Source organism: Arthrobacter sp. Y3222053, assembly GCF_059092805.1.
In genome coordinates, this window is the sequence record NZ_JBNHIA010000003.1 from 1 (window position 1) to 24,083 (window position 24,083).

20 protein-coding genes and 1 rRNA gene are annotated in these 24,083 nt (G+C 70.7%); 2 read left to right on the top strand and 19 right to left on the bottom strand.

Annotated elements, in window-relative coordinates; genetic code table 11:
* From AC5RUW_RS08055 to AC5RUW_RS08070, 4 genes are all read right to left on the bottom strand, one after another.
* A 16S ribosomal RNA gene (locus AC5RUW_RS08055) occupies window positions 1-187 on the bottom strand; the annotation flags it as partial.
* Window positions 188-888: 701 nt separating this feature from the next.
* Window positions 889-2,202, bottom strand: coding sequence for a tyrosine--tRNA ligase (gene tyrS / locus AC5RUW_RS08060; RefSeq protein ID WP_494160222.1), 1,314 nt, complete (start codon window positions 2,200-2,202; stop codon window positions 889-891).
* A gap of 13 nt (window positions 2,203-2,215) precedes the next feature.
* Window positions 2,216-4,483 (bottom strand): HelD family protein, encoded by a 2,268-nt coding sequence (locus AC5RUW_RS08065; RefSeq protein ID WP_494160223.1) that lies wholly within the window; start codon window positions 4,481-4,483, stop codon window positions 2,216-2,218.
* Window positions 4,484-4,744: 261 nt separating this feature from the next.
* Window positions 4,745-5,296 (bottom strand): adenine phosphoribosyltransferase, encoded by a 552-nt coding sequence (locus AC5RUW_RS08070; RefSeq protein WP_494160224.1) that lies wholly within the window; start codon window positions 5,294-5,296, stop codon window positions 4,745-4,747.
* A 184-nt stretch (window positions 5,297-5,480) separates the two neighbouring features.
* On the opposite strand from AC5RUW_RS08070, the gene AC5RUW_RS08075 reads away from it, so the two are divergent.
* On the top strand, window positions 5,481-6,476 hold the full coding sequence (locus AC5RUW_RS08075; RefSeq protein ID WP_494160789.1) for an aldo/keto reductase: 996 nt from the start codon (window positions 5,481-5,483) through the stop codon (window positions 6,474-6,476).
* A 49-nt stretch (window positions 6,477-6,525) separates the two neighbouring features.
* Here the strand turns inward: AC5RUW_RS08075 and AC5RUW_RS08080 are convergent, their stop codons facing one another.
* The 12 genes from AC5RUW_RS08080 to argC all read right to left on the bottom strand — a co-directional run bounded on the left by AC5RUW_RS08080 (window position 6,526) and on the right by argC (window position 18,566).
* Window positions 6,526-7,200: a DNA-3-methyladenine glycosylase gene (locus AC5RUW_RS08080; RefSeq protein WP_494160225.1), complete on the bottom strand. Its 675-nt coding sequence runs from the start codon at window positions 7,198-7,200 to the stop codon at window positions 6,526-6,528.
* 55 nt (window positions 7,201-7,255) lie between these two features.
* On the bottom strand, window positions 7,256-8,095 hold the full coding sequence (locus AC5RUW_RS08085) for an SRPBCC domain-containing protein (RefSeq protein WP_494160226.1): 840 nt from the start codon (window positions 8,093-8,095) through the stop codon (window positions 7,256-7,258).
* Between the two features lie 85 nt (window positions 8,096-8,180).
* Window positions 8,181-9,005, bottom strand: a complete 825-nt coding sequence (locus tag AC5RUW_RS08090) for a maleylpyruvate isomerase family mycothiol-dependent enzyme (protein ID WP_494007419.1) — start codon at window positions 9,003-9,005, stop codon at window positions 8,181-8,183.
* Window positions 9,006-9,063: 58 nt separating this feature from the next.
* On the bottom strand, window positions 9,064-9,582 hold the full coding sequence (locus AC5RUW_RS08095) for a pyridoxine/pyridoxamine 5'-phosphate oxidase (protein ID WP_494160227.1): 519 nt from the start codon (window positions 9,580-9,582) through the stop codon (window positions 9,064-9,066).
* An 84-nt stretch (window positions 9,583-9,666) separates the two neighbouring features.
* On the bottom strand, window positions 9,667-11,151 hold the full coding sequence (gene argH, locus AC5RUW_RS08100; protein WP_494160228.1) for an argininosuccinate lyase: 1,485 nt from the start codon (window positions 11,149-11,151) through the stop codon (window positions 9,667-9,669).
* Window positions 11,152-11,153: 2 nt separating this feature from the next.
* Window positions 11,154-12,362, bottom strand: a complete 1,209-nt coding sequence (locus AC5RUW_RS08105; RefSeq protein ID WP_494160229.1) for an argininosuccinate synthase — start codon at window positions 12,360-12,362, stop codon at window positions 11,154-11,156.
* A 156-nt stretch (window positions 12,363-12,518) separates the two neighbouring features.
* Window positions 12,519-13,049, bottom strand: coding sequence for an arginine repressor (locus AC5RUW_RS08110; protein ID WP_494008072.1), 531 nt, complete (start codon window positions 13,047-13,049; stop codon window positions 12,519-12,521).
* Between the two features lie 5 nt (window positions 13,050-13,054).
* Window positions 13,055-14,056: an ornithine carbamoyltransferase gene (argF, locus tag AC5RUW_RS08115; RefSeq protein ID WP_494160230.1), complete on the bottom strand. Its 1,002-nt coding sequence runs from the start codon at window positions 14,054-14,056 to the stop codon at window positions 13,055-13,057.
* Complete coding sequence (locus AC5RUW_RS08120) at window positions 14,053-15,366, bottom strand: acetylornithine transaminase (RefSeq protein WP_494160231.1); 1,314 nt, start codon at window positions 15,364-15,366, stop codon at window positions 14,053-14,055. The genes argF and AC5RUW_RS08120 overlap by 4 nt, the downstream gene beginning before the upstream one ends.
* Entirely contained in the window at window positions 15,363-16,307 is a 945-nt protein-coding gene (argB, locus tag AC5RUW_RS08125; protein WP_494160232.1) for an acetylglutamate kinase, read from the bottom strand. The genes AC5RUW_RS08120 and argB overlap by 4 nt, the downstream gene beginning before the upstream one ends.
* 16 nt (window positions 16,308-16,323) lie before the next feature.
* On the bottom strand, window positions 16,324-17,535 hold the full coding sequence (gene argJ, locus AC5RUW_RS08130) for a bifunctional glutamate N-acetyltransferase/amino-acid acetyltransferase ArgJ (RefSeq protein WP_494160233.1): 1,212 nt from the start codon (window positions 17,533-17,535) through the stop codon (window positions 16,324-16,326).
* Window positions 17,535-18,566, bottom strand: a complete 1,032-nt coding sequence (gene argC / locus AC5RUW_RS08135) for an N-acetyl-gamma-glutamyl-phosphate reductase (protein WP_494160234.1) — start codon at window positions 18,564-18,566, stop codon at window positions 17,535-17,537. The genes argJ and argC overlap by 1 nt, the downstream gene beginning before the upstream one ends.
* A 138-nt stretch (window positions 18,567-18,704) precedes the next feature.
* Between argC and AC5RUW_RS08140 the strand changes: the two genes are divergently transcribed.
* Window positions 18,705-19,670, top strand: coding sequence for a quinone oxidoreductase family protein (locus AC5RUW_RS08140; protein ID WP_494160235.1), 966 nt, complete (start codon window positions 18,705-18,707; stop codon window positions 19,668-19,670).
* A gap of 17 nt (window positions 19,671-19,687) precedes the next feature.
* Here the strand turns inward: AC5RUW_RS08140 and AC5RUW_RS08145 are convergent, their stop codons facing one another.
* The 3 genes from AC5RUW_RS08145 to pheS form a co-directional block, all read right to left on the bottom strand.
* Window positions 19,688-20,338, bottom strand: coding sequence for an HAD family hydrolase (locus tag AC5RUW_RS08145; RefSeq protein WP_494160236.1), 651 nt, complete (start codon window positions 20,336-20,338; stop codon window positions 19,688-19,690).
* A gap of 118 nt (window positions 20,339-20,456) precedes the next feature.
* The gene (pheT, locus tag AC5RUW_RS08150; protein WP_494160237.1) at window positions 20,457-22,997 is read right to left on the bottom strand and encodes a phenylalanine--tRNA ligase subunit beta; all 2,541 of its coding nucleotides are present in this window, start codon (window positions 22,995-22,997) and stop codon (window positions 20,457-20,459) included.
* Entirely contained in the window at window positions 22,998-24,077 is a 1,080-nt protein-coding gene (gene pheS / locus AC5RUW_RS08155) for a phenylalanine--tRNA ligase subunit alpha (RefSeq protein WP_494160238.1), read from the bottom strand. It abuts the gene before it with no gap.
* Between the last annotated feature and the right edge of the window lie 6 nt (window positions 24,078-24,083).

The following is a 24,083-nucleotide window of genomic DNA, read 5'->3' on the forward strand; positions in this document are numbered from 1 at the left end:
CCAGATGGTCGTATCCAGTATTAGACCCGGTTTCCCAGGCTTATCCCAGAGTCAAGGGCAGGTTACTCACGTGTTACTCACCCGTTCGCCACTAATCCACCCAGCAAGCTGGGCATCATCGTTCGACTTGCATGTGTTAAGCACGCCGCCAGCGTTCATCCTGAGCCAGGATCAAACTCTCCGTAAAAAACTACAGACACAACACCACGAACCGGGGAAAACCAGCCCGCAATGCTGCCTAAATTCGAAACCAGCTAAAAGACCGATCCCACCGCACGGGGGTGCGGCAAACCGGCCAAATAACCAATCAAAATAATTGGTATCAATAAACTTGGCACACTATTGAGTTCTCAAACAACAGACACATCCGACCTACTCGGGAAAACCGTTCCAAAACCGGAACTTCCTTTTCCCTTTCGCACCGCCGTGGTGTGTTACAATCCTAAACCCTCCAACCGCTTTCCCGCAAATCCGGGTCTTTCACCGGAAACCAGGCCAACAGGCATTCAGGACCTCCAAAACCACGGATAAAAACCGGCAGCAAAGCCACCCGGAATTCTCATCCGATCAGTTGTGAAGGGGATCGTCGCTCCGCTCTCCGGCGGGCAACAGATTCAACTATACGCACCCGGCCACCCCGCCGCAACTCGACCGGATGTGATCCCGGTCAAGCGGCCCGGTGGCCCGGAACAAGCGCGTTGAACGCGCATTTCCAGTGTAGGCATTCGGGCCGGCGGCGCAAGCCGTTCCCGCAGTCAATCTCTTCACATTGATGGATGCAGCGGAGCGCACTGCCCGCCGCCTGTCCCGGAGACGGCTCAGGCGTCCACCGCACCGGGATGCAGTGGACGCCTGAGGCGTGCCGGGACCCGGACCGGGTCCGGGAGGCTAGTTGACCGTGACCGTCGCCAGGGTGCGCTTGCCGCGGCGCAGCAGCAGCCACTTGCCGTGCAGCAGTTCATCGCTGCCGATCACGGTGTCGACGTCGGTGATCTTCCGGTTGTTCACGTACGCACCGCCGTCGCCCACCGTTCGACGGGCCTCGGAGTTGCTCTTCACGAGCTTCGACGCGACGAGCAGGTCAACGATGCCCAGGGAGTCGGCGCCCACGGTGACCGACGGCAGCTCAGCGGTCGCCGCCTGCAGCGTGGCTTCGTCCAGGTCCGCCAGCTCGCCCTGCCCGAACAGGGCAGCGGAGGCGGCAATGACCTTGTCGGTGGCTTCCGTCCCGTGGATCAGGGACGTGACCTCGTAGGCCAGCGTGCGCTGGGCCTCCCGCTTGTGGGGAGCCTCCTGCGTAACCCGCTCAAGCTCCTCGATCTCCCGCCGGCCGAGGAAGGTGAAGACCTTCAGCCGGGAGACGACGTCGGCGTCGGCGGTGTTCAGCCAGAACTGGTACATGGCGTAGGGGCTGGTCATCGCGGCGTCGAGCCAGATGGCGTTGCCCTCGCTCTTGCCGAACTTGGTTCCGTCGGAGTTCGTGATCAGCGGAGTGCCGAGCGCGTGCACGGACTTGCCCTCCACCTTGCGGATCAGCTCCGTGCCGCTGGTGAGGTTGCCCCACTGATCGGAGCCGCCGGTCTCCAGCACGCAGCCGTACTCACGGTAGAGCTCGAGGTAGTCCATGCCCTGCAGCACCTGGTAGCTGAACTCGGCGTAGCTGATGCCGTCGTCGGAGTTCAGCCGGGAGGCGACGATCTCCTTCTTGATCATCGTGCCCACCCGGAAGTGCTTGCCGATCTCCCGGAGGAAGTCGATGGCGCTCATCGGCGCGGTCCAGTCGAGGTTGTTGACCATCCGCGCCGCGTTGTCACCGTCGAAGCTGAGGAAGCGCTGCACCTGGCCCTGCAGGTAGCCCACCCACTCCGCGACGGTTTCCTTGGTGTTCATGGTCCGCTCGGCGGTGGGCCGCGGATCGCCGACCAGGCCCGTGGAGCCGCCCACCAGCGCCAGCGGGCGGTGGCCGGCCAGCTGCAGCCGGCGCATGGTCAGCAGCTGGACGAGGTTGCCCAGGTGCAGGCTCGGCGCCGTGGGATCGAACCCGCAGTAATAGGTGATCGGGTCACCGGCGAGCAGTTTTTCCAGCTCGGCTTCATCGGTGGAGACGTGGACGAGTCCACGCCACTTCAGCTCCTGCCAGATGTTGGCGAAGGTCGGGTCATTCTGCTGGGCTGCGAGGCCCGTCTGGGTATCCTGTGGCACGCTTTCCAAAGTATCAGGATTCGTCGTCGACTATCCCGGCGGGGACGCTGCCTTCCGCGATAAGACGCAGGCGCTGCGTGGGCCGCGTCATGGCGACGTACAGGTCCCCCACCTTGCCGGCGGCCGCGGTCAGCAGTTCGGACGGTTCCAGGATGACGACGCCGTCGAACTCCAGGCCCTTGGCCTCCCGCGGGTCCATCACCACGATGTCCTGCCCCGGACCGCCGGCGCCGGTGCCCACACGGGAACCGTACTGCCCGGTCAGGGCCGTGCGGACGGCGTCGAGGCGGTGGTCCTCGGTGATCACGGCCAGCAGGCCGCCGTCGAGCGCGTCGAGTTCCTCCGGCAGGACCTGCAGCAGGCGCGGAACCAGCTCCCCGGAGCCGACGCGGTCCACGATCGGAGCCCAGCGGCCCTCGCGGACGGCCTTGGGAGCGGAGACGACCAGGCCGGCGGCGTTGGCCATCCGCACCGCGGCCTCGGCGATCTGCGCCGGGGTGCGGTAGTTCACGGTCAGCTCCTCCAGGGTCCACCGCTCCCCCACGAACGGCTCCAGCGCCTGCTGCCAGCTGGTGGCGCCGGCCGCGGAGCTGGTCTGGGCAATGTCGCCCACCACGGTGAAGGACTTCAGCGGCGCGCGGCGCATCAGCAGCCGCCACTGCATGGCGGACAGCTCCTGAGCCTCATCGACCACCACGTGGCCGAAGGCCCAGGTGCGGTCCACGGCGGCCCGCTCCGCGGCGGTGAGCCGCTCTTCGGCGGCCGCGTTGTGCTCCACCAGCTCCTCGGCGGTGAGGATGCCGGCGGCGCCGGAATCCTCCAGGAAGCCCTCGGTGTTGCGGATCGCGTTCTCGGCCATGGCCAGGTCGCGCTTGCGCTGCTCCTCGCGGGCGGCATAGTCCCGCCCGGCGGAGGCATCGAGGTCGCCGAGCAGTTCGGCTGCCTCATCCAGCAGCGGAACGTCGGCCTCGGTCCAGGGCGCGTCGGGGCTGCGGCGCAGCAGGGCGAGTTCCTCATCGGTGAGGTCCGGGGCGGCCATTTCCAGGTGCCCGGGCTTGGAGAACAGCTCGCGGAGCAGGCGCTCGGGCGTCATCGGCATCCAGGCCAGGTTCAGGGCGATCCGCACGTCGCGGGCGCTGCGCACGTCTTCGGCCAGATAGGCGCGGTCGGCGCTGTTGCCGGCGCCGGAGGAGGCCTCCAGCTTCTCGGTGAGCTGCTCCGTGAGTTCACGCAGCAGGATCTTGACGAAGGTGTTGCGGGCCTCGTTGTGCGGCTTGCCGGTGGCACGGGCCTTGTCGCGGGCGCGGCGGACCTGGCGCGGGCTCAGGGTCAGCGCGGTTCCCTCGACGACGACGCGCCGCGGCTCCGGGTACAGGCGCTGCCGGTTGGCGACGGCGCGGGCGACGGTCTCGGCCATCGACAGCCGGCCCTTGATCTCGGCGACGCGCTGGTCCTCCTCGGCCACGGCACGCACGCCCGGATACAGCTCACCCACGCTGGCCATGACGACGCCGGTCTCGCCCAGCGAGGGCAGCACACGTTCGATGTAGCGGATGAAGGCGTTGGAGGGGCCGACCAGCAGCACGCCCGCGGACTTCAGCCGTTCGCGGTGGGTGTACAGCAGGTAGGCGGCCCGGTGCAGCGCGACGGCGGTCTTGCCGGTGCCGGGCCCGCCCTGGACCACGAGGACGCCGGGCATGGGGGCACGGATGATGCGGTCCTGCTCCGCCTGGATGGTGCCGACGATGTCGGACATCTGTCCGGTGCGCTTGGAGTTCAGGGCCGCGAGCAGTGCGCCTTCGCCCTGCATGGAGGCACCTTCGTCGAGCATGGAGTAATCCAGCACGTCGTCTTCGATGCCCTGCACGTCCCGGCCCTTGAGGATCAGGTGCCGGCGGCGGCGCACGCCCTGCCGTTCGAAGGCGGTCGCCTGGTAGAAGGTGCCGGCCTCGGGGGCGCGCCAGTCCACCATGAGCCGCTGCAGGTCCTCGGTGGAGAGCCCGATCCGGCCGATGTAGCGTGCCTCACCGTCGTCGAGGTCCAGGCGGCCGAAGACCAGGCGGTCGTCCACCGCGTTCAGCTGGGCCAGCCGGTCCTCGTACATGGTCGCAAAGGCGTCCCGCTCCGAACGGTTCTGGTGGGAGCCGCTGGAGTGGCTGCGGCGCACCTGGTCCAGCTGCTCCTGCTTTTCGGCGCGCAGCTCGTCGAGCCGGCGGTAGAGCCCCGCCACATAGGCGCGCTCATGATCCAGCTCGTGCTGGGCAGCGGACTTCTCAGGCATGTTCGGGTTCCCTCTCGGAAAGGCAGACCGTCAATTCTACCCCGGCGGGAAGATTTTTCCACGCCTTCTTTTGCCGGGCGGGGACCGCCACGCGGCGGCACCGCGGGCGGCCGCGGACGGGCCCGGCCGACGCCGCGCGCCGTCGCCCGCCGGGATGCCGCTGTTCACCGCGGGTTCCCTTTCGAACAGCGAAACGGCCCGGAGCTTCCGGGCCGTTTCGGTGGATCGATGGGTGCCGCGCGCCGAGGGCGCCGTCGGCGGCTAGTAGGTGACGAGCGAGGTGACGTCGTAGCCCTTCAGCGCCTGGCGGCCGCCCAGGTCGCCCAGTTCAAGGACGACGCCGAACCCGGCGATTTCCCCGCCGACCTTCTGGATCAGCCGCGCAGCGGCGCCGAGGGTGCCGCCGGTGGCCAGCACGTCGTCGAGGATCAGCACGCGGGAGCCGGCCGGCACGTCATCGATGTGGACCTCGAGGGTGTTGCGGCCGTATTCCATGCCGTAGCTCTCGGAGTACACCGGGCGGGGCAGCTTGCCGGGCTTGCGGACGGTGATGACGCCGCGGTCCGAGGCATAGGCTGCGGCGGCGGCCAGCAGGAAGCCGCGGGCCTCGATGCCCGCGACGTAGTCGAAGGTTCCCTCGAAGGTGCGGACGAAGCTGTCGACGATGGCCCGCAGGGCCGGGCCGTCCGCGAAGACAGGGGTCAGGTCCCGGAAGACGATGCCGGGCTTGGGATAGTCGGGAACCACGGCGCCGAGGCGTTCGATCGTCTCCTGAACGGTCTCGGCGGCCGGTACTGCGTTGCTTTCATTCACCCGTCCACTTTACCCGCTCCCGCCCGCCCTCCCGGGGCCTGCCCGCGCCCCTGTGGCGCTTGTCTCGCCACCTGACCGCGGCAGCGGGGACTGGAATAAAGGGGCGAAGCAGCGCGGTTGCCCTGAGTGGAACGGCCCTGCGACAGGGCCGGGATGCACCGTCGAGAATCAAGGAGTGGAGCTTATGCCCAACCTGCACGAAGCGCTCAGGAACAAGATCGGATTCGGGACGGCACCGCTGGGAAACATGTTCCGGGACATCCCCCAGGACGAGGCGCTGGCCACCGTCGAAGCCGCATGGAATGAAGGCATCCGCTACTTCGACACCGCCCCCTTCTACGGGGCTGGCCTGGCCGAATCCCGGCTGGGTGAGGTGCTCTCCGGGCACAACCGGGACGAGTATGCGCTGAGCACCAAGGTGGGCCGGCTGATCCTCGACGAGGAGGAGGACAAGGGCCCCGGCCTCTTCACCCACGGCCGGGCGAACAAGATCGCCACGGACTATTCAGCTGATGCGACCCTGCGCTCCATCGACGAGAGCCTGTCGCGGCTGAAGACCGACCGGCTGGACTTCGTGTTCATCCACGACACGTCCCGGGACTTCCTCGGCGACGAGTGGGTAACCAAATTCGACGAGGCCCGGCGCGGTGCGTTCAAGGTGCTGGCCCGGCTGCAGGATGAGGGCGTCATCAGCGGCTGGGGGCTGGGCGTGAACACCACCGAGCCCATCGAGCTGGCCCTGGACATGGAGGAGGCCGCCCCTACCATGAGCCTCTCCGCCACCCAGTACACCCTGCTCCAGCACGAGCGGGCCCTGCAGCGGATGATGCCCGCGGCACAGGAGAAGGGGACGGGCATCGTCGTCGGCGGGCCGTTCAACTCCGGCGCCCTGCTGGGCGGCGACTACTTCGACTACGCGGAGATCCCGCCGCAGGTCAAGCAGCGGATCGCCGAGCTGACCGAGGTGGCCGGGCGCCACGAGGTGAGCCTGAAGGCCGCCGCGCTGCAGTTCTCCGCCGCCCACCCGGCAGTGGCCGCGGTGATTCCCGGCTCCAGCCGCCCCGAGCGCATCGCGGAGGACGTGGCCGCCATGAAGGCCGCGATTCCCGGCGCCTTCTGGGACGAGCTGCGGGAGAAAAAGCTCATCTCCGCACAGGCTCCGGTGCCGCGTTCGGCCTAGCAGCGGCGCTGCTGAGGAACGACGCTGACCGGCGGGACGGCGTCCAGGGTTACCCTGGGCGCCGTTCCGCGTTCCGGCGCGGCAGGGCCGTGGCGCCTGCCGCCGGCCGGCGCCGCGCAACCGCGGGACGGTACTTGGAGACGGTGGGATCTCCGGCAATCCAGTACCGCCAGGGGTAGGCCTCTCCCCCGCCCTCGCCGCTGACTCCGACCCGTGGCCCGGTCGAGATGGCCTCCTGCGGCTGCGGCTGCCCGGGCAGGGTCAGCTCCAGGGGCCCGTCAAAGACGTCGGCGCCGTCGAACCGCCGGTCCAGGCCGAGGGCCTGCGCCAGGCGGGCCGGGCCGCGGGCCAGGTCCAGGTCGGTGCGCGGGTTGTTCCGCCGGCGCCGGGCCAGGTCGCGGCCTTCGACGATCTCACCGGCCCGCAGCAGCAGCCCCGTTGCGAATCCCTCTTCACCGCAGACCACGTTGGCGCAGTAGTGCATCCCGTAGGTGAAGTAGACGTAGAGGTGCCCGGCAGGGCCGAACATCGTGTTGTTCCGGGCAGTGCGGCCGCGGAAGGCATGGGAGCCGGGGTCCTGGCTGCCCATGTAGGCCTCCACCTCGGTGATCCTCACGGCCACGGCGCCGTCGTCGTCCTCGCGGCGCAGCACGGCGCCGAGCAGCCACGGGGCGGCGTCGACGGCGGGAACGGCCAGGAGGCTGCGGGCCTGCAACGAATCCATCCCCCGACGTTAGCAAGCACGCCCGGCCACCCGGGAATCGAGGGCCGGCGGGGGGTCAGTCCACTCCGCCGTAGAAGCTCCGCAGCGCGGCGAGGCGGCGTGAATCGGCATGCGGCGTGCCGCCCTGCAGGCGCAGCGCGGCGTCGTCCAGCGCCATGTGCCAGGCGGTCAGCAGCGCCGGAGCGTCCCCTCCGCCGGCCGGCAGCGGCTGGCGGACGACGGCGCGCGACCCGTCGGCGGTGTCCTCCACCTCCACCTCGGAGCCGGCGCCGATGGCCAGGGTGGCGGTGGAGTCGTTGATTGCCCCCGTCGCCTCCCGGGCACCGGCGTCGAACCAGCGCTCGAACAGGATGATGTCGCCGTGCACGGTGCCCATGGTCGGCGAGATGCTGAACTCCTCGGCGTACGCGTCGCGCAGGGCCAGCCAGGTGTCCAGGGCGAATCCGGCGCCGGGCTGGGCTCCGGCCGCCACCGAGGCGAACGCGTCCAGGATGTCCTGCCAGCCGGCGGCGCCCTCGGTGAGGAAGTCGGCCCCGTCGCTGCGGGCCCGGAAACTCAGCAGCGCTCCCCCTTCGCTGTCCAGCACCTGCCACTCGACCACGGACTCGTCTCCGAGGTCGTCCTCCCAGGTGAGCTGGAGGCTGCTGCGCGGGTTCATCTGCAGCACGGTGCCGGTGACCTCCATGCCCTGCCGGTCCAGCCGATATGCGCTGCCCTGCTCCCAGCCGGGGCTGAGCCGGCCGAGCCAGGCGGCCACCTTCGAGGGTGAGGTCAGCACATCCCAGATGTAGGCCGTCGGGTAGTCGAACCGGCGGTCGAACGCCAAGGCATACCCGTCACTGAGTTTTTCGATCCGGCCGGACGGCACGGGATGCGAGGAATCGGGAGCAGTCACGTCGGGACCTCCTGGAGAGCCGCAGGTGACAACAGGTTAGCGACGACGCCGGCGCGGCGGGAGGGGCAAGCGCCCCAACGGGTGCCTACCTGGCCAGTGCCGACGGCCAGGGCAGCAGGTCCGGCAGCCCGCCGCCGTCGACCTCCAGGGTGCCCAGGCTGGGGGTGCGCCCGGCGAGCCAGGCGGCAATGTCGCTGGCGATGCCGCGCACGGTCACCGTGTTGAAGGGCGCCGGCGAGGCCGGATTGGTCAGCACCAGCGGGTCCATGCCCGTGGGTTCCAGCCGCAGCCGCAGGCCCTCCGGCACCCGGGCCGCCAGGAAGTCGAACAGGTGGGCGCAGAGTTCCTGGCTCCAGCCGTCCGGTTCCGGCCCGCTGCCGAGATCGACGGCGTGGATCGCCAGCTCACGCCAGAGCGCCAGCCCGCCCGTCTTCACGGTCCCGTCCCGATAGGAGATGGGCGCGGCCCACGCCGCGTCGTCCAGCCGGTGGAAGGCGGCCCGGGCCCGGTCAAGCCCGGCGGCCACCCGGGTGTGCAGGTCCTCGGCGGGCAGGACGGCGTCGGCCTCGATGGCGGCGTTGCGGCCTTCCGCGCCGCCGTCGTACAGGTCGATGCGGCGTCCGTTTGCCGCGTACTCCAGCTGCCGGGCCATGCCGTGCGCGACGCCGGCGACATGGGCGAGCACGTGGCCGCGGGACCAGCCGGGCAGCAGCGACGGTGCGCGGACCTCGCTGTCGGTGAGCGCCGCGGCGTGCCGGTGGAAGTCCTCCGCTGCCTGGTCGAGGAATTCCAGCAGGCGGGAGGTATCCGGCTCGGAGGCCCCCGCGCCGGCACCGGCGGAGTGCGGCAGGCCGGATGCGGCGGCGTCGGAGCGGTCGGCGGGTGAGGGCACGGAGGTCGGTTCGCTCATGCGACCAGCCTAGCCAGCGGGGCCCCGAAGCAGCAGCCCTGTTACCCGGCCGGCAGTTTCAGAGGGTGTAGCGGTGCCGGATGTGCCGCCGGCCGGGGTCCGCCTGCCAGAACTCGATCTCCACGGGCTGCAGCGCGTAGAGCTGCCAGTCCGGGTTGGCGGGTCCGCCGGCGGACGGACGTTCCGCCCAGTCCCGGGCGGACGCGGCGTCGGAGAGCAGCACGACGGCGCCGGCGACCCGGATCTGGCGTCCTTGTTCCGCCCAGTAGAAGTTCATGGCCGCCCGCGGGTTCGCGGCCAGCTCACGGCCCTTCCGGGAGCTGCGGGCGGTGGCGAAATGCCAGCCGCTGTCGTCGAGGTTCTTCAGGATCAGCATGCGGGAGGACAGGTTGCCGGCGGCGTCCGCCGTCGCCAGCGAGAAGGCGTGCGGCTGGCGGACCCCGGCGGCGAGGGCCTCGTCCAGCCAGGCCCGGAACAGCTGCTGCGGATCCGCCGGCGCGTCGGCCGGATCGAAACCCGGCAGCGCTTCCGGGAAATCAGGCAGGGCGCGCAGCCGGCGGCGGAAGGAGTCGCTCATCGGGCCAGCGTACCGCTGCGCGGACCACGGCGAAGGGCCCGGCGGATCGCTCCGCAGGGCCCTTTACCGTGGTGCGTCCGGAACCTACCCGGCGAAGGCGCGCGCCTCGGCCAGCTGCGCGTGCAGCGCGGCCAGCTGCGCCTCGACGGCGGAGCGGGCGGTGCCGCCCTGGGAGCTGCGCGAATCCAGCGAGCCTTCGGTGCTGAGCACGGAACGGACCTCCGGGGTCAGATGCGCCGAGATGCCGGCGTAGTCCTCATCGGTCAGGTCCCAGAGCTCGACGCCGCGGGATTCCGCCAGCGCCACGGCCTCGCCGGAGAGCTCGTGGGCCTCCCGGAACGGCACGCCCTGGCGGACCAGCCACTCGGCGACGTCGGTGGCCAGCGCAAAGCCCTGCGGGGCCAGCTCCTGCATGCGTTCGGTGTTGAACCGCAGCGTGGCGATCATGCCGGAGACCGCCGGCAGCAGCACCTCGAGGGTGTCGGCGGCGTCGAACACCGGCTCCTTGTCCTCCTGCAGGTCCCGGTTGTACGCCAGCGGCAGGCCCTTGAGGGTGGCCAGCAGCCCGGTGAGGTCCCCGATCAGGCGGCCGGCCTTGCCGCGGGCCAGCTCGGCGACGTCGGGGTTCTTCTTCTGCGGCATGATCGAGGACCCGGTGGAGTACGCGTCGTCGAGCGTGACGAAGGAGAACTCCTTGGTCGCCCAGAGGATGACCTCTTCGCTGATCCGGGACAGGTCCACGCCGATCATCGACGCCACCCAGGCGAACTCCGCGTACACGTCGCGGGAGGCGGTGCCGTCGATTGAGTTCCAGACCGCGGAATCGAAGCCCAGCTCCGCGGCCACGGCGTTGGGGTCCAGGCCCAGCGAGGACCCGGCCAGCGCGCCGGAGCCGTACGGGGACACCGCCGCCCGGCGGTCCCAGTCCGCCAGGCGCTGCACGTCGCGCAGCAGCGCCCAGGCGTGGGCCAGCAGGTGGTGGCTCAGCAGCACGGGCTGGGCGTGCTGCAGGTGGGTGCGTCCGGGCATGGCGACGCCGAGGTGCGCCTCGGCCTGCTCCACCAGGGCGTCCACGGTGGCCAGCACGCCGCGGGCGATGATCCGCGCGTGGTCGCGCAGGTACATCCGGCCCAGGGTGGCGATCTGGTCGTTGCGGGACCGGCCGGCGCGGAGCTTGCCGCCCAGCTGCGGGCCGGCGCGCTCGATCAGGCCGCGCTCCAGCGAGCCGTGCACGTCCTCGTCGGACTCCGCCGGCGTGTAGGCGCCGGAGCGGACGTCGGCGTCGAGCCGGTCCAGGGCGTCCAGCATGCCCTCGAGCTCGTCGTCGGTCAGCAGCCCGGCCTTGTGCAGCACCCGGGCGTGCGCCCGGGAGCCGGCGATGTCGTAGCCGGCAAGCCGCCAGTCGAAGTGGGTGGACTTGCTCAGCGCGGCCAGCGCGTCAGCGGGTCCGCCCGCGAACCGGCCGCCCCAGAGGGCGCCCTGGACCGTCGTGCCGGGTCCGGCGACGCCGGAGGCTGCACCGGGTGCGTCGGGGCCGGCTCCTTCGGCCGGCAGCTTGCCGTTGCCCATGCCTACTTGCCCTCGGCCAGCCGCTGGTCGCGGGAGGAGGCGACCTTGGAGGACATGCCGAAGATCTCGATGAAGCCCCGGGCCATCGACTGGTCGAACGTGTCGCCGGTGTCGTAGGTGGCCAGGTTGAAGTCATACAGCGAGGACTCGGAACGGCGTCCGGTGACGGTGGCGCGGCCGCCGTGCATCTCCAGGCGGATCTCGCCGGAAACGTACTTCTGGGTATCGTCGACGAAGGCCTCCAGGGACTTCTTCAGCGGCGAGAACCACTGGCCGTCGTAGACCTGCTCGGTCCAGCGCTGGTCCACCATCTTCTTGAAGCGGGCCTGCTCGCGCTCGACCGTGACGTTCTCCAGCTCGCGGTGCGCGGCGATCAGCGCCATGGCGCCGGGTGCCTCGTAGACCTCGCGGCTCTTGATGCCCACCAGGCGGTCTTCAACGATGTCGATGCGGCCCACGCCCTGGGCGCCGGCGCGGCGGTTCATCTCCTCGATGGCCTGCAGCGGGGTGACGGCCTTGCCGTCGATGGCCACGGGGATGCCTTCCTTGAAGGTGATCACCGCTTCGTCGGGGCCGGTGGACTGCGCCGGGTCGGACGTGTACTCGTACACGTCCTTGGTCGGGCCGTTCCAGATGTCCTCGAGGAAGCCGGTCTCGACGGCGCGGCCCCAGACGTTGGCGTCGATGGAGAACGGGTTCTTCTTGGTGGTGACGATCGGCAGGTTCTTCTCCTCGGCGAAGGCAATGGCCTTGTCGCGGGTCAGGGCCAGGTCGCGGACCGGGGCAATGCACTTCAGGTCCGGGCCCAGGGTCTGGATGCCGACCTCGAAGCGGACCTGGTCGTTGCCCTTGCCGGTGCAGCCGTGGGACACGGTGCTGGCGCCGAACTGGCGGGCGGCGGCGACCAGGTGCTTGACGATCACCGGGCGGGACAGCGCGGAGACCAGCGGGTAGGCGTCCATGTACAGGGCGTTCGCGCGCAGGGCCGGCATGCAGTACTTGGCGGCGAACTCGTCGCGGGCATCCGCGATGTAGGCCTCGACGGCGCCGCAGTCCAGGGCGCGCTGGCGGATGGTCTCCAGGGACTCGCCGCCCTGTCCGACGTCGACCGCCACGGCGATGACTTCGGCGCCGGTGGCTTCGGCGATCCAGCCGATGGCCACGGAGGTATCCAGGCCACCGGAGTAGGCCAGAACAATGCGTTCGCTCACGAATGTGCTCCTTGCTTGTCAGTGCAGTTGATGGGGGCGGCCGCTGGGGCCGCGGTTCTCCAGCGCTGCGGTTGTTTCAAATCTGCGGTGTCCGGTCTTCGGCGGTCCGCCCGGGCGGATCACCGGCGGGGGTCGGCCCCGGCCCGGTTCCTGTCTCTAGGTTATGCGGTTGTCCGGGGCCTGCCCGTTGGCCGTCGCCTCGTCGGCGATGGCCAGGAACCGGGCGGCGACGTCGGCCCCGCCGTCGGGCTCCCGGGTGACCATCAGGACCGTGTCGTCACCGGCCACGGTGCCCAGGATGGCGGGGATGGTGGAGTGGTCGATCGCCAGGGCCAGGAAGTTCGCGGCACCGGGCGGGGTGCGGAGCACCACGATGTTTCCGGAGGCTTCGGCGGTGACCAGCAGTTCCCCGCAGAGCCGGGCCAGCCGGGCGTCGAGCACTTCCTGGCTGACCCCGGACTGGGGCCGGCGCTCCCCGCCTTCGGACGGAATCGCGTACACCAGGGCTCCCTCCGCGCCGCGCATGCGCACCGCGCCGAGCTCGACCAGGTCCCGGGAGAGGGTGGCCTGGTTGACCTGGATACCCTCGTGGGCCAGCAGCGTGGCCAGTTCGGCCTGCGAGCGGACCGCCAGTCCGGTGAGCAGGGCCCGGATCCGGGCCTGCCGCGCGGTCTTGGTGGCCGGCATGCTCACTACGCGCCGGTCCCTTCCGCCCCGGCCCCGGCGTCGACGCCGGGCAGGGCCGGCAGTTCCGCCAGGCCGCTGGCGGCCATCAGCCAGGCCATCAGCGCCTTCTGCGCGTGCAGGCGGTTCTCCGCTTCGTCCCAGACGACGGACTGCGGCCCGTCGATCACGTCGGCGGAGATCTCGTAGCCGCGGTAGGCGGGCAGGCAGTGCAGCACGATCGCGTCGTCGGCCGCCTGCTCCATCGCCGCGGCGTCCACCGCATAATCGCGGAAGAGTTCCAGCCGTGCGGCCTTTTCCTCCTCCTGGCCCATGGAGACCCAGGTGTCGGTGGCGACGACGTCGGCGCCGGCCAGGGCCTCCGTGGGATCGGTGGTGATCATCACCGATCCGCCGGTTTCCTCCGCGCGGGCCGCGGCGGCATCGACGATCGCCGGGTCGGGCAGGAAACCGACCGGGCCGGCGACGCGGACGTTCATGCCCGCGGTGACGCCGGCGAGCAGGTAGGAGTTGGCCATGTTGTTGGCGCTGTCACCGAGGTAGGCCAGGGTGAGCCCGGCCAGGCGGCCCTTGTGCTCGCGGATGGTGAGCAGGTCGGCCAGCAGCTGGCAGGGGTGGTAGTCGTCCGAGAGGGCGTTGATCACCGGCACCGAGGAGTTGGCGGCCATTTCCTCGAGCCCGGACTGGGCGTAGGTGCGCCAGACGATGGTGGAGACCATCCGCTCCAGGACCTTGGCGGTGTCCGCGACGGACTCCTTGTGGCCCAGCTGGGATTCCCCCGCGCCGATCACCAGCGGCACACCGCCGAGGTCGGCGACGCCGGTGGCGAAGGAAACGCGGGTACGGGTGGAGGTCTTGTCGAAGATGACCGCGACGGTCTTCCGACCGGCACCGGCCGCGGCGTAGGGCTGCGCGGCGTAGCGGTCCTGCTTCAGGGCGGCGGCAAGGTCCAGGACCTGGGCCTGCTCGGCCTGGGTCAGGTCGGTGTCAACGAGGAAGTGGCGGGTCATGGCTGTCCTTTGGAAGTGGCGGCGCGGGCGGCGGCGAGGATGCCGGGCAGTGCGGCGGTGAACGTTGCGGCGGCCTCGGCGGTGAGGATCAGCGGCGGCGCCAGGCGCAAGGTCCGCGGACCGGGGGCGTTGATGATGAAGCCGGCGTCCAGTGCTGCGGTGACGGCGGCCGGGGCGATGTCGGCGTCGAGGTCGAAGCCGATCAGCAGGCCCTCGCCGCGCACCTCGGTGACCCCGTCGACGTCGGCCAGCGCCGCCCGCAGGCCGGCGCCCACGGTGGCGGCGTTGTCCAGCAGGTGCTCGGCTTCGATGGTCTCGAGGACCGCGAGTCCGGCGGCGGTGGCGACCGGGTTGCCGCCGAAGGTGGTGCCGTGCTGGCCGGGGGTGAGCAGGCCGGAGGCCTTGTCGCCGAAGGTGATCAGCGCGCCGATCGGGAAGCCGCCGCCCAGGCCCTTGGCCAGGGTCATGGCGTCCGGCAGCACGCCCTCGGAGGCGAACCAGCGGCCGGTCCGGCCGACGCCGGTCTGCACCTCGTCGATGATCAGCAGCGCGCCGGCGGCGGCGGTCGCCTCGCGGGCGGCCTGCAGGTAGCCGGCGGGCAGCGGCCGCACGCCGGCCTCGCCCTGGATGGGTTCGAGGATGACGGCGGCCACGGTCTCGTCTACGGCGGCGCGCAGGGCGTCGACGTCGCCGAAGGGCAGGTGCTCGACGCCGCCGGGCAGCGGTTCGAACGGCGTGCGGTACGCGGCCTTGGCGGTCAGCGCGAGGGCGCCCATGGTGCGGCCGTGGAACGCGCCTTCCAGGGCCAGGATCCGGGACCGGACGGGAGCGGCTCCGGCGGCTCCGCCGGTGCCGGAGGGAGATGCGCCGTTGCGGCGGGCCAGCTTGAACGCGGCCTCGTTGGCTTCGGTGCCGGAGTTGGCGAAGAACACCTTGGATCCGGTCGGGGCGCCGGTGATCCGCAGCAGCTTCTCGGCCAGCGCCACCTGGGCGGGGCTGGTGAAGAAGTTGGACACGTGCCCCAGGGTCTCCAGCTGGCTGCCGACCGCGGCGGTCAGCGCCGGGTGGGCGTGGCCCAGGGCGTTGACGGCGATGCCGCCGAGCAGGTCGAGGTACTCACGGCCGTCGGCGTCCTGCACGGTGCAGCCGCTGCCGCGCACCAGGACCCGCTGCGGGGTGCCGAACACGCCCATCAGGGAGCCGGCGTAGCGGTCCAGCCACTGCGCGTCGGCGGGTCCGACGCCGGTGCCCGCGGCTGCGGCGTGGTCCGCCGCGGATGCCGGGTGCTTCGGTCCGGTTTCGGTGCTCACGGTGTTTCCTCGGTTTCCTGCGTCCGGGTGGGCTGCGGTTCGTCGTCGGGGGTGATCTGGGTGCCGATGCCGGCGGTGGTGAAGACCTCCAGCAGCATGGAGTGGGCCATCCGCCCGTCGACGACGGCGGCGCGGTCCACTCCGCCGTCGACCGCGGCGAGGCAGGCCTCCATCTTGGGGATCATGCCGGATTCCAGGGAGGGCAGCATGGCGCGCAGCTCTCCCGCGCTGAGGGAGGAGATCAGCGAGGAGCGGTCCGGCCAGTTGGCGTAGAGACCTTCGACGTCGGTGAGCACCACCAGGCGGGAGGCGCCGAGCGCGACGGCGAGGGCGGCCGCGGCGGTGTCGGCGTTGACGTTCAGGACCTGGCCGGTGGGCAGCCCGTCGGCGCCGATTTCCGGGGCGACGGTGGAGATGACCGGAATCCGGCCGCCGTCGATCAGGTCCTGGATGGCGGCGGGATTCACGCCGGTGACTTCGCCGACCAGGCCCAGGTCCACTTCCTCGCCGTCGACGACGGCGGTGGTGCGGACGGCTTCGAGCAGGCCGCCGTCCTCGCCGGAGAGGCCGACCGCGTACGGGCCGTGGGAGTTGACCAGGCCGACCAGCTCACGGCCGACCTGCCCGGTGAGGACCATGCGCACGGCGTCCATCGCTTCGGGGGTGGTGACGCGCAGGCCGCCCTTGAATTCGGATTCGATGCCCAGTCGCTTCAGCATGGCGCTGATCTGCGGGCCGCCGCCGTGCACCACTACGGGGTGCACGCCCACATGGTGCAGGAAGACGATGTCCTCGGCGAAGGCGCGGCGCAGCTCGTCGTTGACCATGGCGTTGCCGCCGTACTTGATGACCATCGTGGAACCGGCGAACCGCTGGATCCAGGGCAGCGCCTCGATCAGGGTGCCGGCTTTGTCCTGGGCCTGTTCGGTCAGTGCGTCCATGTGCTTCTCCCCCGCCCTAGCTGCTGTACGCCGAGTTTTCGTGGACGTACGCCGTGGTGAGGTCGTTGGTCCAGATGGTCGCGGACTCGGTGCCGGCGCCCAGGTCGATTTCCACGGTGACCTCGCGGCCGGTGAGGTCGACCAGGTCCCGCGGTTCGCCGACGCCGCCGTTGCGGCAGACCTGCACGCCGTTGATGGAGACGTTGAGGTTCTCCGGTTCAAAGGCGGCGTCGGTGGTGCCGACGGCGGAGAGCACCCGGCCCCAGTTGGGGTCGTTGCCGAAGATGGCGGTCTTGAACAGGTTGGAGCGGGCGACGGCGCGGGAGGCGGTCTCGGCGTCGGCCACGGTGGCGGCGTTGACGGTGGTGATGGCGATGTCGTGGCTGGCGCCTTCGGCGTCGGTGATCAGCTGGCGGGCGAGCGAGGCGCAGACCTCGGTGAGCCCAGCGGTGAACTCGGCGGCGGCCGGCTCGGTGCCGGAGGCGCCGGAGGCCATCAGCACCACGGTGTCGTTGGTGGACATGCAGCCGTCGGAATCGGTGCGGTCGAAGGTGACGGCGGTGGCGGCACGCAGCGCCGTGTCCAGGGCGGAGGCGTCCAGGGCGGCGTCGGTGGTGAGGACCACGAGCATGGTGGCCAGGCCCGGGGCGAGCATTCCGGCGCCCTTGGCCATGCCACCGATGGTGTAGCCGGGCCCGGTGAACAGGGCCTGCTTGGGCACGGTGTCGGTGGTCATGATGGCCTCGGCGGCCGCGGCTCCGCCGTCGGCGGCGAGCTGTGCGGCGGCGGCTTCGACGCCGGGCAGCAGCTTGTCCATCGGCAGCGGCTCGCCGATCAGGCCGGTGGAGCAGACCAGGACGTCGCCGGCGGAGATGCCGAGCAGTTCGGCGGTCTTCTCCGCGGTGACGTGGGTGTCCTGGAAGCCCTGCGGCCCGGTGCAGGCGTTGGCGCCGCCGGAGTTGAGGATCACGGCGTCCACCCGGCCGTCGGTGACGACCTGCCGGGACCAGAGCACCGGCGCGGCGGCCACGCGGTTGCGGGTGAAGACGGCGGCGGCGGCCTTGGCCGGGCCCTCGTTGACGACCAGGGCGACATCGCGGCCTCCGGAGGCCTTCAGTCCGGCAGCCACGCCCGCGGCCCGGAAGCCGGCGGGAGCGGTGACCGCGCCTGCGGCGTCGGGCCCGGCGGCCGTGCCGCCGGCGGGGGTGCTGTTGGTCTCGGTGCTCATCAGGGTGCTACTCCCAGGGTGGTCAGGCCGGCGGTCTCCTCGAGGCCGAGGGCAATGTTCATGGACTGCACGGCGCCGCCGGCGGTTCCCTTGGCCAGGTTGTCGATCACGCAGGAGACGATGACGCGGTTCGCGTGCGCGTCGAAGGCCAGCTGCATCGCGGCGTAGTTGGAGCCGACCACCATCTTGGTGGCGGGCCACTGGCCCTCGGGCAGCAGCCGGACGAAGTGTTCCCCGGCGTAGGCCTGTTCCCAGGCCGCGCGCAGGGCGACGGCGTCGGCGCCGGGCTTGACCTTGGCCGTGGCGGTGGTGAGGATGCCGCGCGGCATCGGGGCCAGGGTGGGCGTGAAGGAAACGGAGACCTGCTCCCCCGCCGCGTTGGACAGGCCCTGCTCGATTTCGGGGGTGTGCCGGTGTCCGCCGCCGACACCGTAGGGGCTCATGCCGCCCATGACCTCGCTGCCGAGCAGATGCGCCTTGGCGGCCTTGCCCGCCCCGGAGGTGCCGGATGCGGAGACGATGACGACGTCGTCGGGCTCCAGCAGGCCGGCCGTGAAGCCGGGGGTCAGGGCCAGCAGCGAGCTGGTGGGGTAGCAGCCGGGCACCGCGATCCGGCGGGCCCCGCGCAGCTTTTCACGGTTGCCGGGCAGCTCGGGCAGCCCGTAGGGCCAGGTGCCGGCGTGGGCGCTGCCGTAGAACTTTTCCCACGCGGCGGGGTCGCTGAGCCGGTGGTCGGCGCCGGCATCGATCACCAGCACGTCCGGATCCAGCTGTGCGGCGATCTCGGCGCTGGCACCGTGCGGCAGGGCCAGGAAGACGACGTCGTGCCCCGCCAGGTTCTCCACAGTGGTGTCGGTGATTTCCCGGTCGGCAAGCGAGAGCAGGTGCGGTTGGGCGGCGCCGAGCAGGGTGCCGGCGCTGCTGTGCGCCGTGATGGCCCCAACGGAGACCTCGGGATGGTTGGCCAGGATGCGCAGCACTTCGCCGCCGGCGTAGCCGCTGGCACCGGAGACGGCAACGGAAATCGTCATGCCTCCACCTTACACAGGTTTATGCAATGTCGTGAATAATTATGCAGTGCGCTTGTGGCCCACCCTTGCCGCCGGGCGCAGCCGGTGCCCTACGATGGGGAGCGTTTCAGCGACCCTCGCACCGAAGGAATCGAACGCATGCACAAGGCCATTGTCGTCCCCTCCCCCGGCGGTCCGGAAATCCTGCGCTGGGAAGACGTGGACCTGCCCGAGCCGGGGCCGAACCAGTTGCTGGTGCGGGTGGGCGCGGTGGGCGTGAACTTCATCGACACCTATCAGCGCAGCGGCGTGTACCCGATGAAGTACCCGTTCATTCCGGGTGCCGAGTTCGCCGGCACCGTGGTGGCTGCCGGCTTGGCAGTCCGCGGCTTCGCCGAGGGCGACCGGGTGGCCACCGCCGAGGGCGGCGGAGCCTACGCCGAATATGCCCTGCTGGACGCGGACAAGGCCCTGCACGTGCCGCACGGTGTCAGCGACGAGACCGCGGCGGCCCTGCCGCTGCAGGGCATGACGGCGCATTACCTGGTCAACTCCACCTTCCCGGTGCAGGAAGGCCAGACGGTCCTCACGCATGCCGGTGCCGGCGGCGTCGGGCTGCTGCTCACCCAGCTGCTCAAGGCCAAGGGGGCGACCGTGATCACCACCGTCTCGACGGATGAAAAGGAGCAGCTGGCGCGCGGCGCCGGCGCCGACCATGTGCTGCGCTACGAGGGCTTCGCGGAGCAGGTGCGGGAACTGACCGGCGGCACGGGCGTGGATGTCGTGTACGACGGCGTCGGCAAGGCGACCTTCGACGGTTCGCTGGAGAGCCTGCGCACCCGGGGCATGATGGTGCTGTTCGGCGGGGCGTCCGGGCAGGTGCCGCCCTTCGACATCCAACGGCTGAACGCCCTCGGTTCGCTGTTCCTGACGCGTCCGACCATAAGGGACTACGTGCTCACTCCCGAGGAACGCCGCTGGCGCGCCGACGAGCTGTTCGGTGCCGTGGCGGACGGAACCCTGGACGTGCGGATCGGGCAGACCTATCCGCTGGCCGAGGCCGCGCAGGCGCACCGTGACCTGGAGGGTCGCAAAACAACCGGCAAGGTCGTGTTGATTCCGTAGGGCCCGGGGGGCGGAGGTTACGAGGCCAGGGCTGCCAGCTCCGCCCGCAGGTCCGTGCCGGGGACGTGGTGCACGGTCCGGAAGCCCAGAGCCTGGGCCGCGGCGATGTTGGCCTCGTTGTCGTCAATGAAAACGATGTCCTCCGGCGAGGCCCCGAGCTCCTCCGTGACGTGGTCGAAGATCCTCCGGTCCGGCTTCGTCATGCGCAGCTGCCCGCTGAAGAACAGCCGGTCGAAGCGCGGCGCCCAGGACGCGTGCGCCGTGTAGCGCCGGGACATCTCCGCCGGCATGTTGGACAGCACGGCCAGGCGCGCGCCTTCGCCCTGCAGGTCTTCGAGGACGGCGGCGGTTGCAGGGTTCAGGTGTCCCCATTGGTCGGCGTCGAGGGCCTCCAACCGCTCAACCTCCTCGTGATCGGCGGGGCGGCCCAGCACATCGGACCAGAATTCACCCGGGGTGAGCGTTCCGGCGTCGAACTCCTCCCGCCGGCGCCAGTACCGGCTGCCGGGCTCCGCCAGCTGCGTGCCGTCGTCGTCCTTCAGCCCGAGTGCCGCGGCGAGGACCTGCCAGTCCTGCGGCTCGGGGGCCGTGGAGATCACCATGCCGTAGTCGAAGAGGTACCAGGTGCCGGGGCGTGCCAGGGGCGCGGAGGCTGAGGATGCGGTCATCGCGCCAGCATATCGGCGCACTCTTCCGGCATGGAGCGGACGCTCGGAGGAACGCCGAAGGCCCCGCCGGATGAGTTCCGGCGGGGCCTTCGACGCGTGCGGCGTCAATGCAGCGGTTCTAGCGCTGCACGGCTCCGAACCGTTCGGCGGCCAGCGCGACGGCGGCGGCCCGGGATTCGGAGGCCTCGTCGGCGGTCAGCGTGCGGTCCGGGGCTCGGAAGCGCAGCGCGAACGCCAGCGACTTGTGGCCGGGCTCGATGCCGGTGCCGGCGTAGACGTCGAACAGCGCGACGTCTTCCAGCAGCTCGCCGGCGCCTTCCCGCAGCGCCTCGCGGACCTGTTCGGCGGGAACGTCGTCGGCGACCACCAGGGCCACGTCCTGCGTGCTGGCCGGGAAGGCCGACAGCGGGCGGGCGACGATGACGTCAGGCGCCTCGGCGAACATGGCGTCCAGGTCCAGTTCCAGCGCCACCGTCCGGGCGGGCAGGTCGCGGGCGGCCAGCAGCTTCGGGTGCAGCTCGCCGGCGTAGCCGACGGTCTCACCGCTGCGCAGCGACAGCTTCGCGGTGCGGCCCGGGTGGAACGCCTGGTGTGTGCCCTGGCTGACGACCAGTTCCACGCCGAGCGTGTCACCGATCAGGCGGGCGGTGTCCACGGCGTCGGCCCAGTCCCAGGTGCGCGGCGCGTGGCCCGCTCCGGGAGCGGACTCATGGCCGGTGAACACGGCGCCCAGGTGCAGCGGCTGGTGCGGAATGCCCTCATACAGCCCATCCAGGACGTCGTCGGCCGGCTTGGCGCCCAGCGGCGGAATGCCCGCGGTGCCCAGCTGTTCGCCCGGCAGGAAGACCATGGCGGCTTCGAAGAGCGCCAGGTCGCGGAAGCCGCGGGAGATGTTCCGCCTGGCGACCTCAAACAGGCCCGGCAGCACCGAGGTGCGCAGCCAGCCGTATTCGGCGCTGAGCGGGTTGGCCAGCTTCACGGCGGCCACCTCGCCCTCAACGGGGGCACCGAAGGTGTTGTTGTCCTCGGCGGTGACGAACGGGTAGCTGAGCACCTCGGTCAGGCCGGACGCGGCCAGCGACTGCATCACGCGGCGGCGCTGCTGCTGCACGCGGGTCAGGCCGCGGCCGGGCGGGGCCGTGGGCAGCGTCGAGGGGATCTTGTCGTAACCGACCAGGCGGATGATCTCCTCGGTCAGGTCCTCACGGGTTTCCAGGTCCGGGCGCCAGCTCGGCGGCGTAACGGAGTAACCGCCGTCGTTCGCTTCGACGCGCGCTCCGATGGCTTCCAGCGTTCCGGTGATCTGCTCCGGCGTGAACGGGTAGCCGATCAGCTGCTCCGGGAAGCCGGCGGCCAGCTCGATGCGGCGCGGCTCCGGCGCGGTGCCGACGTCGGTCGCGGCGTCGTCGGCGGTGCCGCCGGCAAGCTTGGTGAGCAGGTCGACGGCGCGCTGGGCGGCGACGTCGGCAATGTTCCAGTCCACGCCGCGCTCGAAGCGCTTGGACGCCTCGGAGGGCAGCTTGTGGCGGCGGCGGGAGCGGCCGATGCTGACTTCCTCGAAGTGCGCGGCCTCGATCAGCACCGTGGTGGTGGCGTCGGAGACCTCGGTGGCGGCACCGCCCATGACGCCGGCGATGCCGATGGGGCCGGAGCCGTCGGTGATCAGCAGGTCTTCGGGATCGAGGCTGCGGACCTTCTCGTCGAGGGTCTTCAGCGTTTCGCCGGGGACGGCCCGGCGGACAACAATCTCCCCGCTCAGCTTGTCCTGGTCGTAGAAGTGCAGCGGCTGGCCGAGCTCGAGCATCACGTAGTTGGAGATGTCGACGACCAGCGAGATGGAGCGCATCCCGGCCAGGCGCAGCCGGGAGGCCATCCACGGCGGGGTGGGCCGGGTGGGGTCGATGCCGCGGACGGTGCGGGCCACGAACCGGTCGCAGCCGGGCTTTCCGTAGATGGGCGCGGCGTCGTCCAGGCGCACGGGGTAGCCGGGTTCCGCGGCGGCGGGGACGCTGACGCCGGCGGCCGGGTCGGTGAACTCGGTGCCGGTGGCGTGCGCGTACTCGCGGGCGACGCCGCGGATGGAGAAGCAGTAGCCGCGGTCCGGGGTGACGTTGATTTCCGCCGCCTCGTCGTACAGGCCGAGCAGTTCCATGGCGTCGGTGCCGACCTCGGGATCGAGGCCGATCCGGGACAGGACGAGGATGCCGTCGTGGTCGTCGCCGATGCCCAGCTCGCGGACGGAGGCGATCATGCCGGCGGAGACGTGGCCGTAGGTCTTGCGCGGGCTGATCCGGAAGTCCCCGGGCAGCACGGCGCCGGGCAGGGTGACGACCACCTTGTCCCCGACCTCGAAGTTGTGGGCGCCGCAGACGATGCCCTGCACGCCGGAGGGCTCGATGCCCTTGCCGGTCAGGGTCTGCTCGCTGCCCTCGGGCGCCACGCGGACCTCGCACCAGTTGATGGTCTTGCCGTTGGACTGCGGCTCCTTGACCAGGCTCAGCACCTGGCCGACCACGATCGGTCCGGACAGCTCATCGGCGGGACGGTGCACGTCCTCTTCCTCGAGGCCGACCTTGACCAGTTCGGCCATGACGTCTTCGGCGCGGGACTGCGCCGGCACCTGGGCATACTCGCGCAGCCAGGAAAGGGGGATACGCACTTAGATCTCCATCCCGAAGTGTTCGCTGAAACGTACGTCGCCTTCAATCATGTCGCGCATGTCCGCCACCTCGTTGCGGAACATGAGGGCGCGCTCGATGCCCATGCCGAAGGCAAAGCCCGAGTAGACCTCGGGGTCGATGCCGGCGGCGCGCAGCACGTTGGGGTTGACCATGCCGCAGCCGCCCCACTCGATCCAGCGCGGGCCGCCCTTGGCGCCGGGGTGCCAGATGTCCAGCTCGGCGCTGGGCTCGGTGAAGGGGAAGTAGTTGGGCCGCAGCCGGACCTTGGCCTCGTCGCCGAAGAGCACGCGGGTGAAGTGCTCGAGGGTGCCGACGAGGTCCGCCATGGTCAGGCCCTTGTCGATGGCCAGGCCTTCGAACTGGTGGAAGACCGGGGTGTGGGTGGCGTCGAGCTCGTCAGTGCGGAACACCTTGCCCGGGCAGAGCACGTAGATCGGCAGCTCGCGCTCAAGCATGGACCGCACCTGCACCGGAGAGGTGTGGGTGCGCATCACCAGGTGCGCTTCGGGCGGCTCCACGAAGAAGGTGTCCTGCATTTCGCGGGCCGGGTGGTCCGGCTTGAAGTTCAGGGCGTCGAAGTTGAACCACTCGGATTCCACCTCGGGGCCTTCGGCGATCTCCCAGCCCATGCCGACGAAGATTTCGCTGACGCGTTCCTGCAGCGTGGACAGCGGGTGCCGGCCGCCCATGCGGCGACGGCGCGGAGCGGCGGTGACGTCAACGGCCTCCTCTACGAGGATGCGGGCGTCACGCTCGGCCTCGAGCTCGACCGTGCGGCCGGCGAGCGCCTGGTTGATCCGGCCGCGGGCCGGGCCGATCAGCTTGCCGGCGGCGGCCTTCTGGTCCTTGGGCAGCTTGCCGATCTGGCGGTTGGCCAGGGAGAGCGGAGACTTCTCGCCGGTGACGGCGATCCGTACTTCCTTGAGCGCATCAAGGTCGGCAGCGCCGGCAATGGCGGCGAGCGCGGCGTCGACGGCGGCCGCTACCGCTGTCTCGTCCAGCGGACTGGGTGCCTGCTCGGCGGGTTCGGGGGAAGTCCCCTCGGGAGAATTCGACATGGGTGG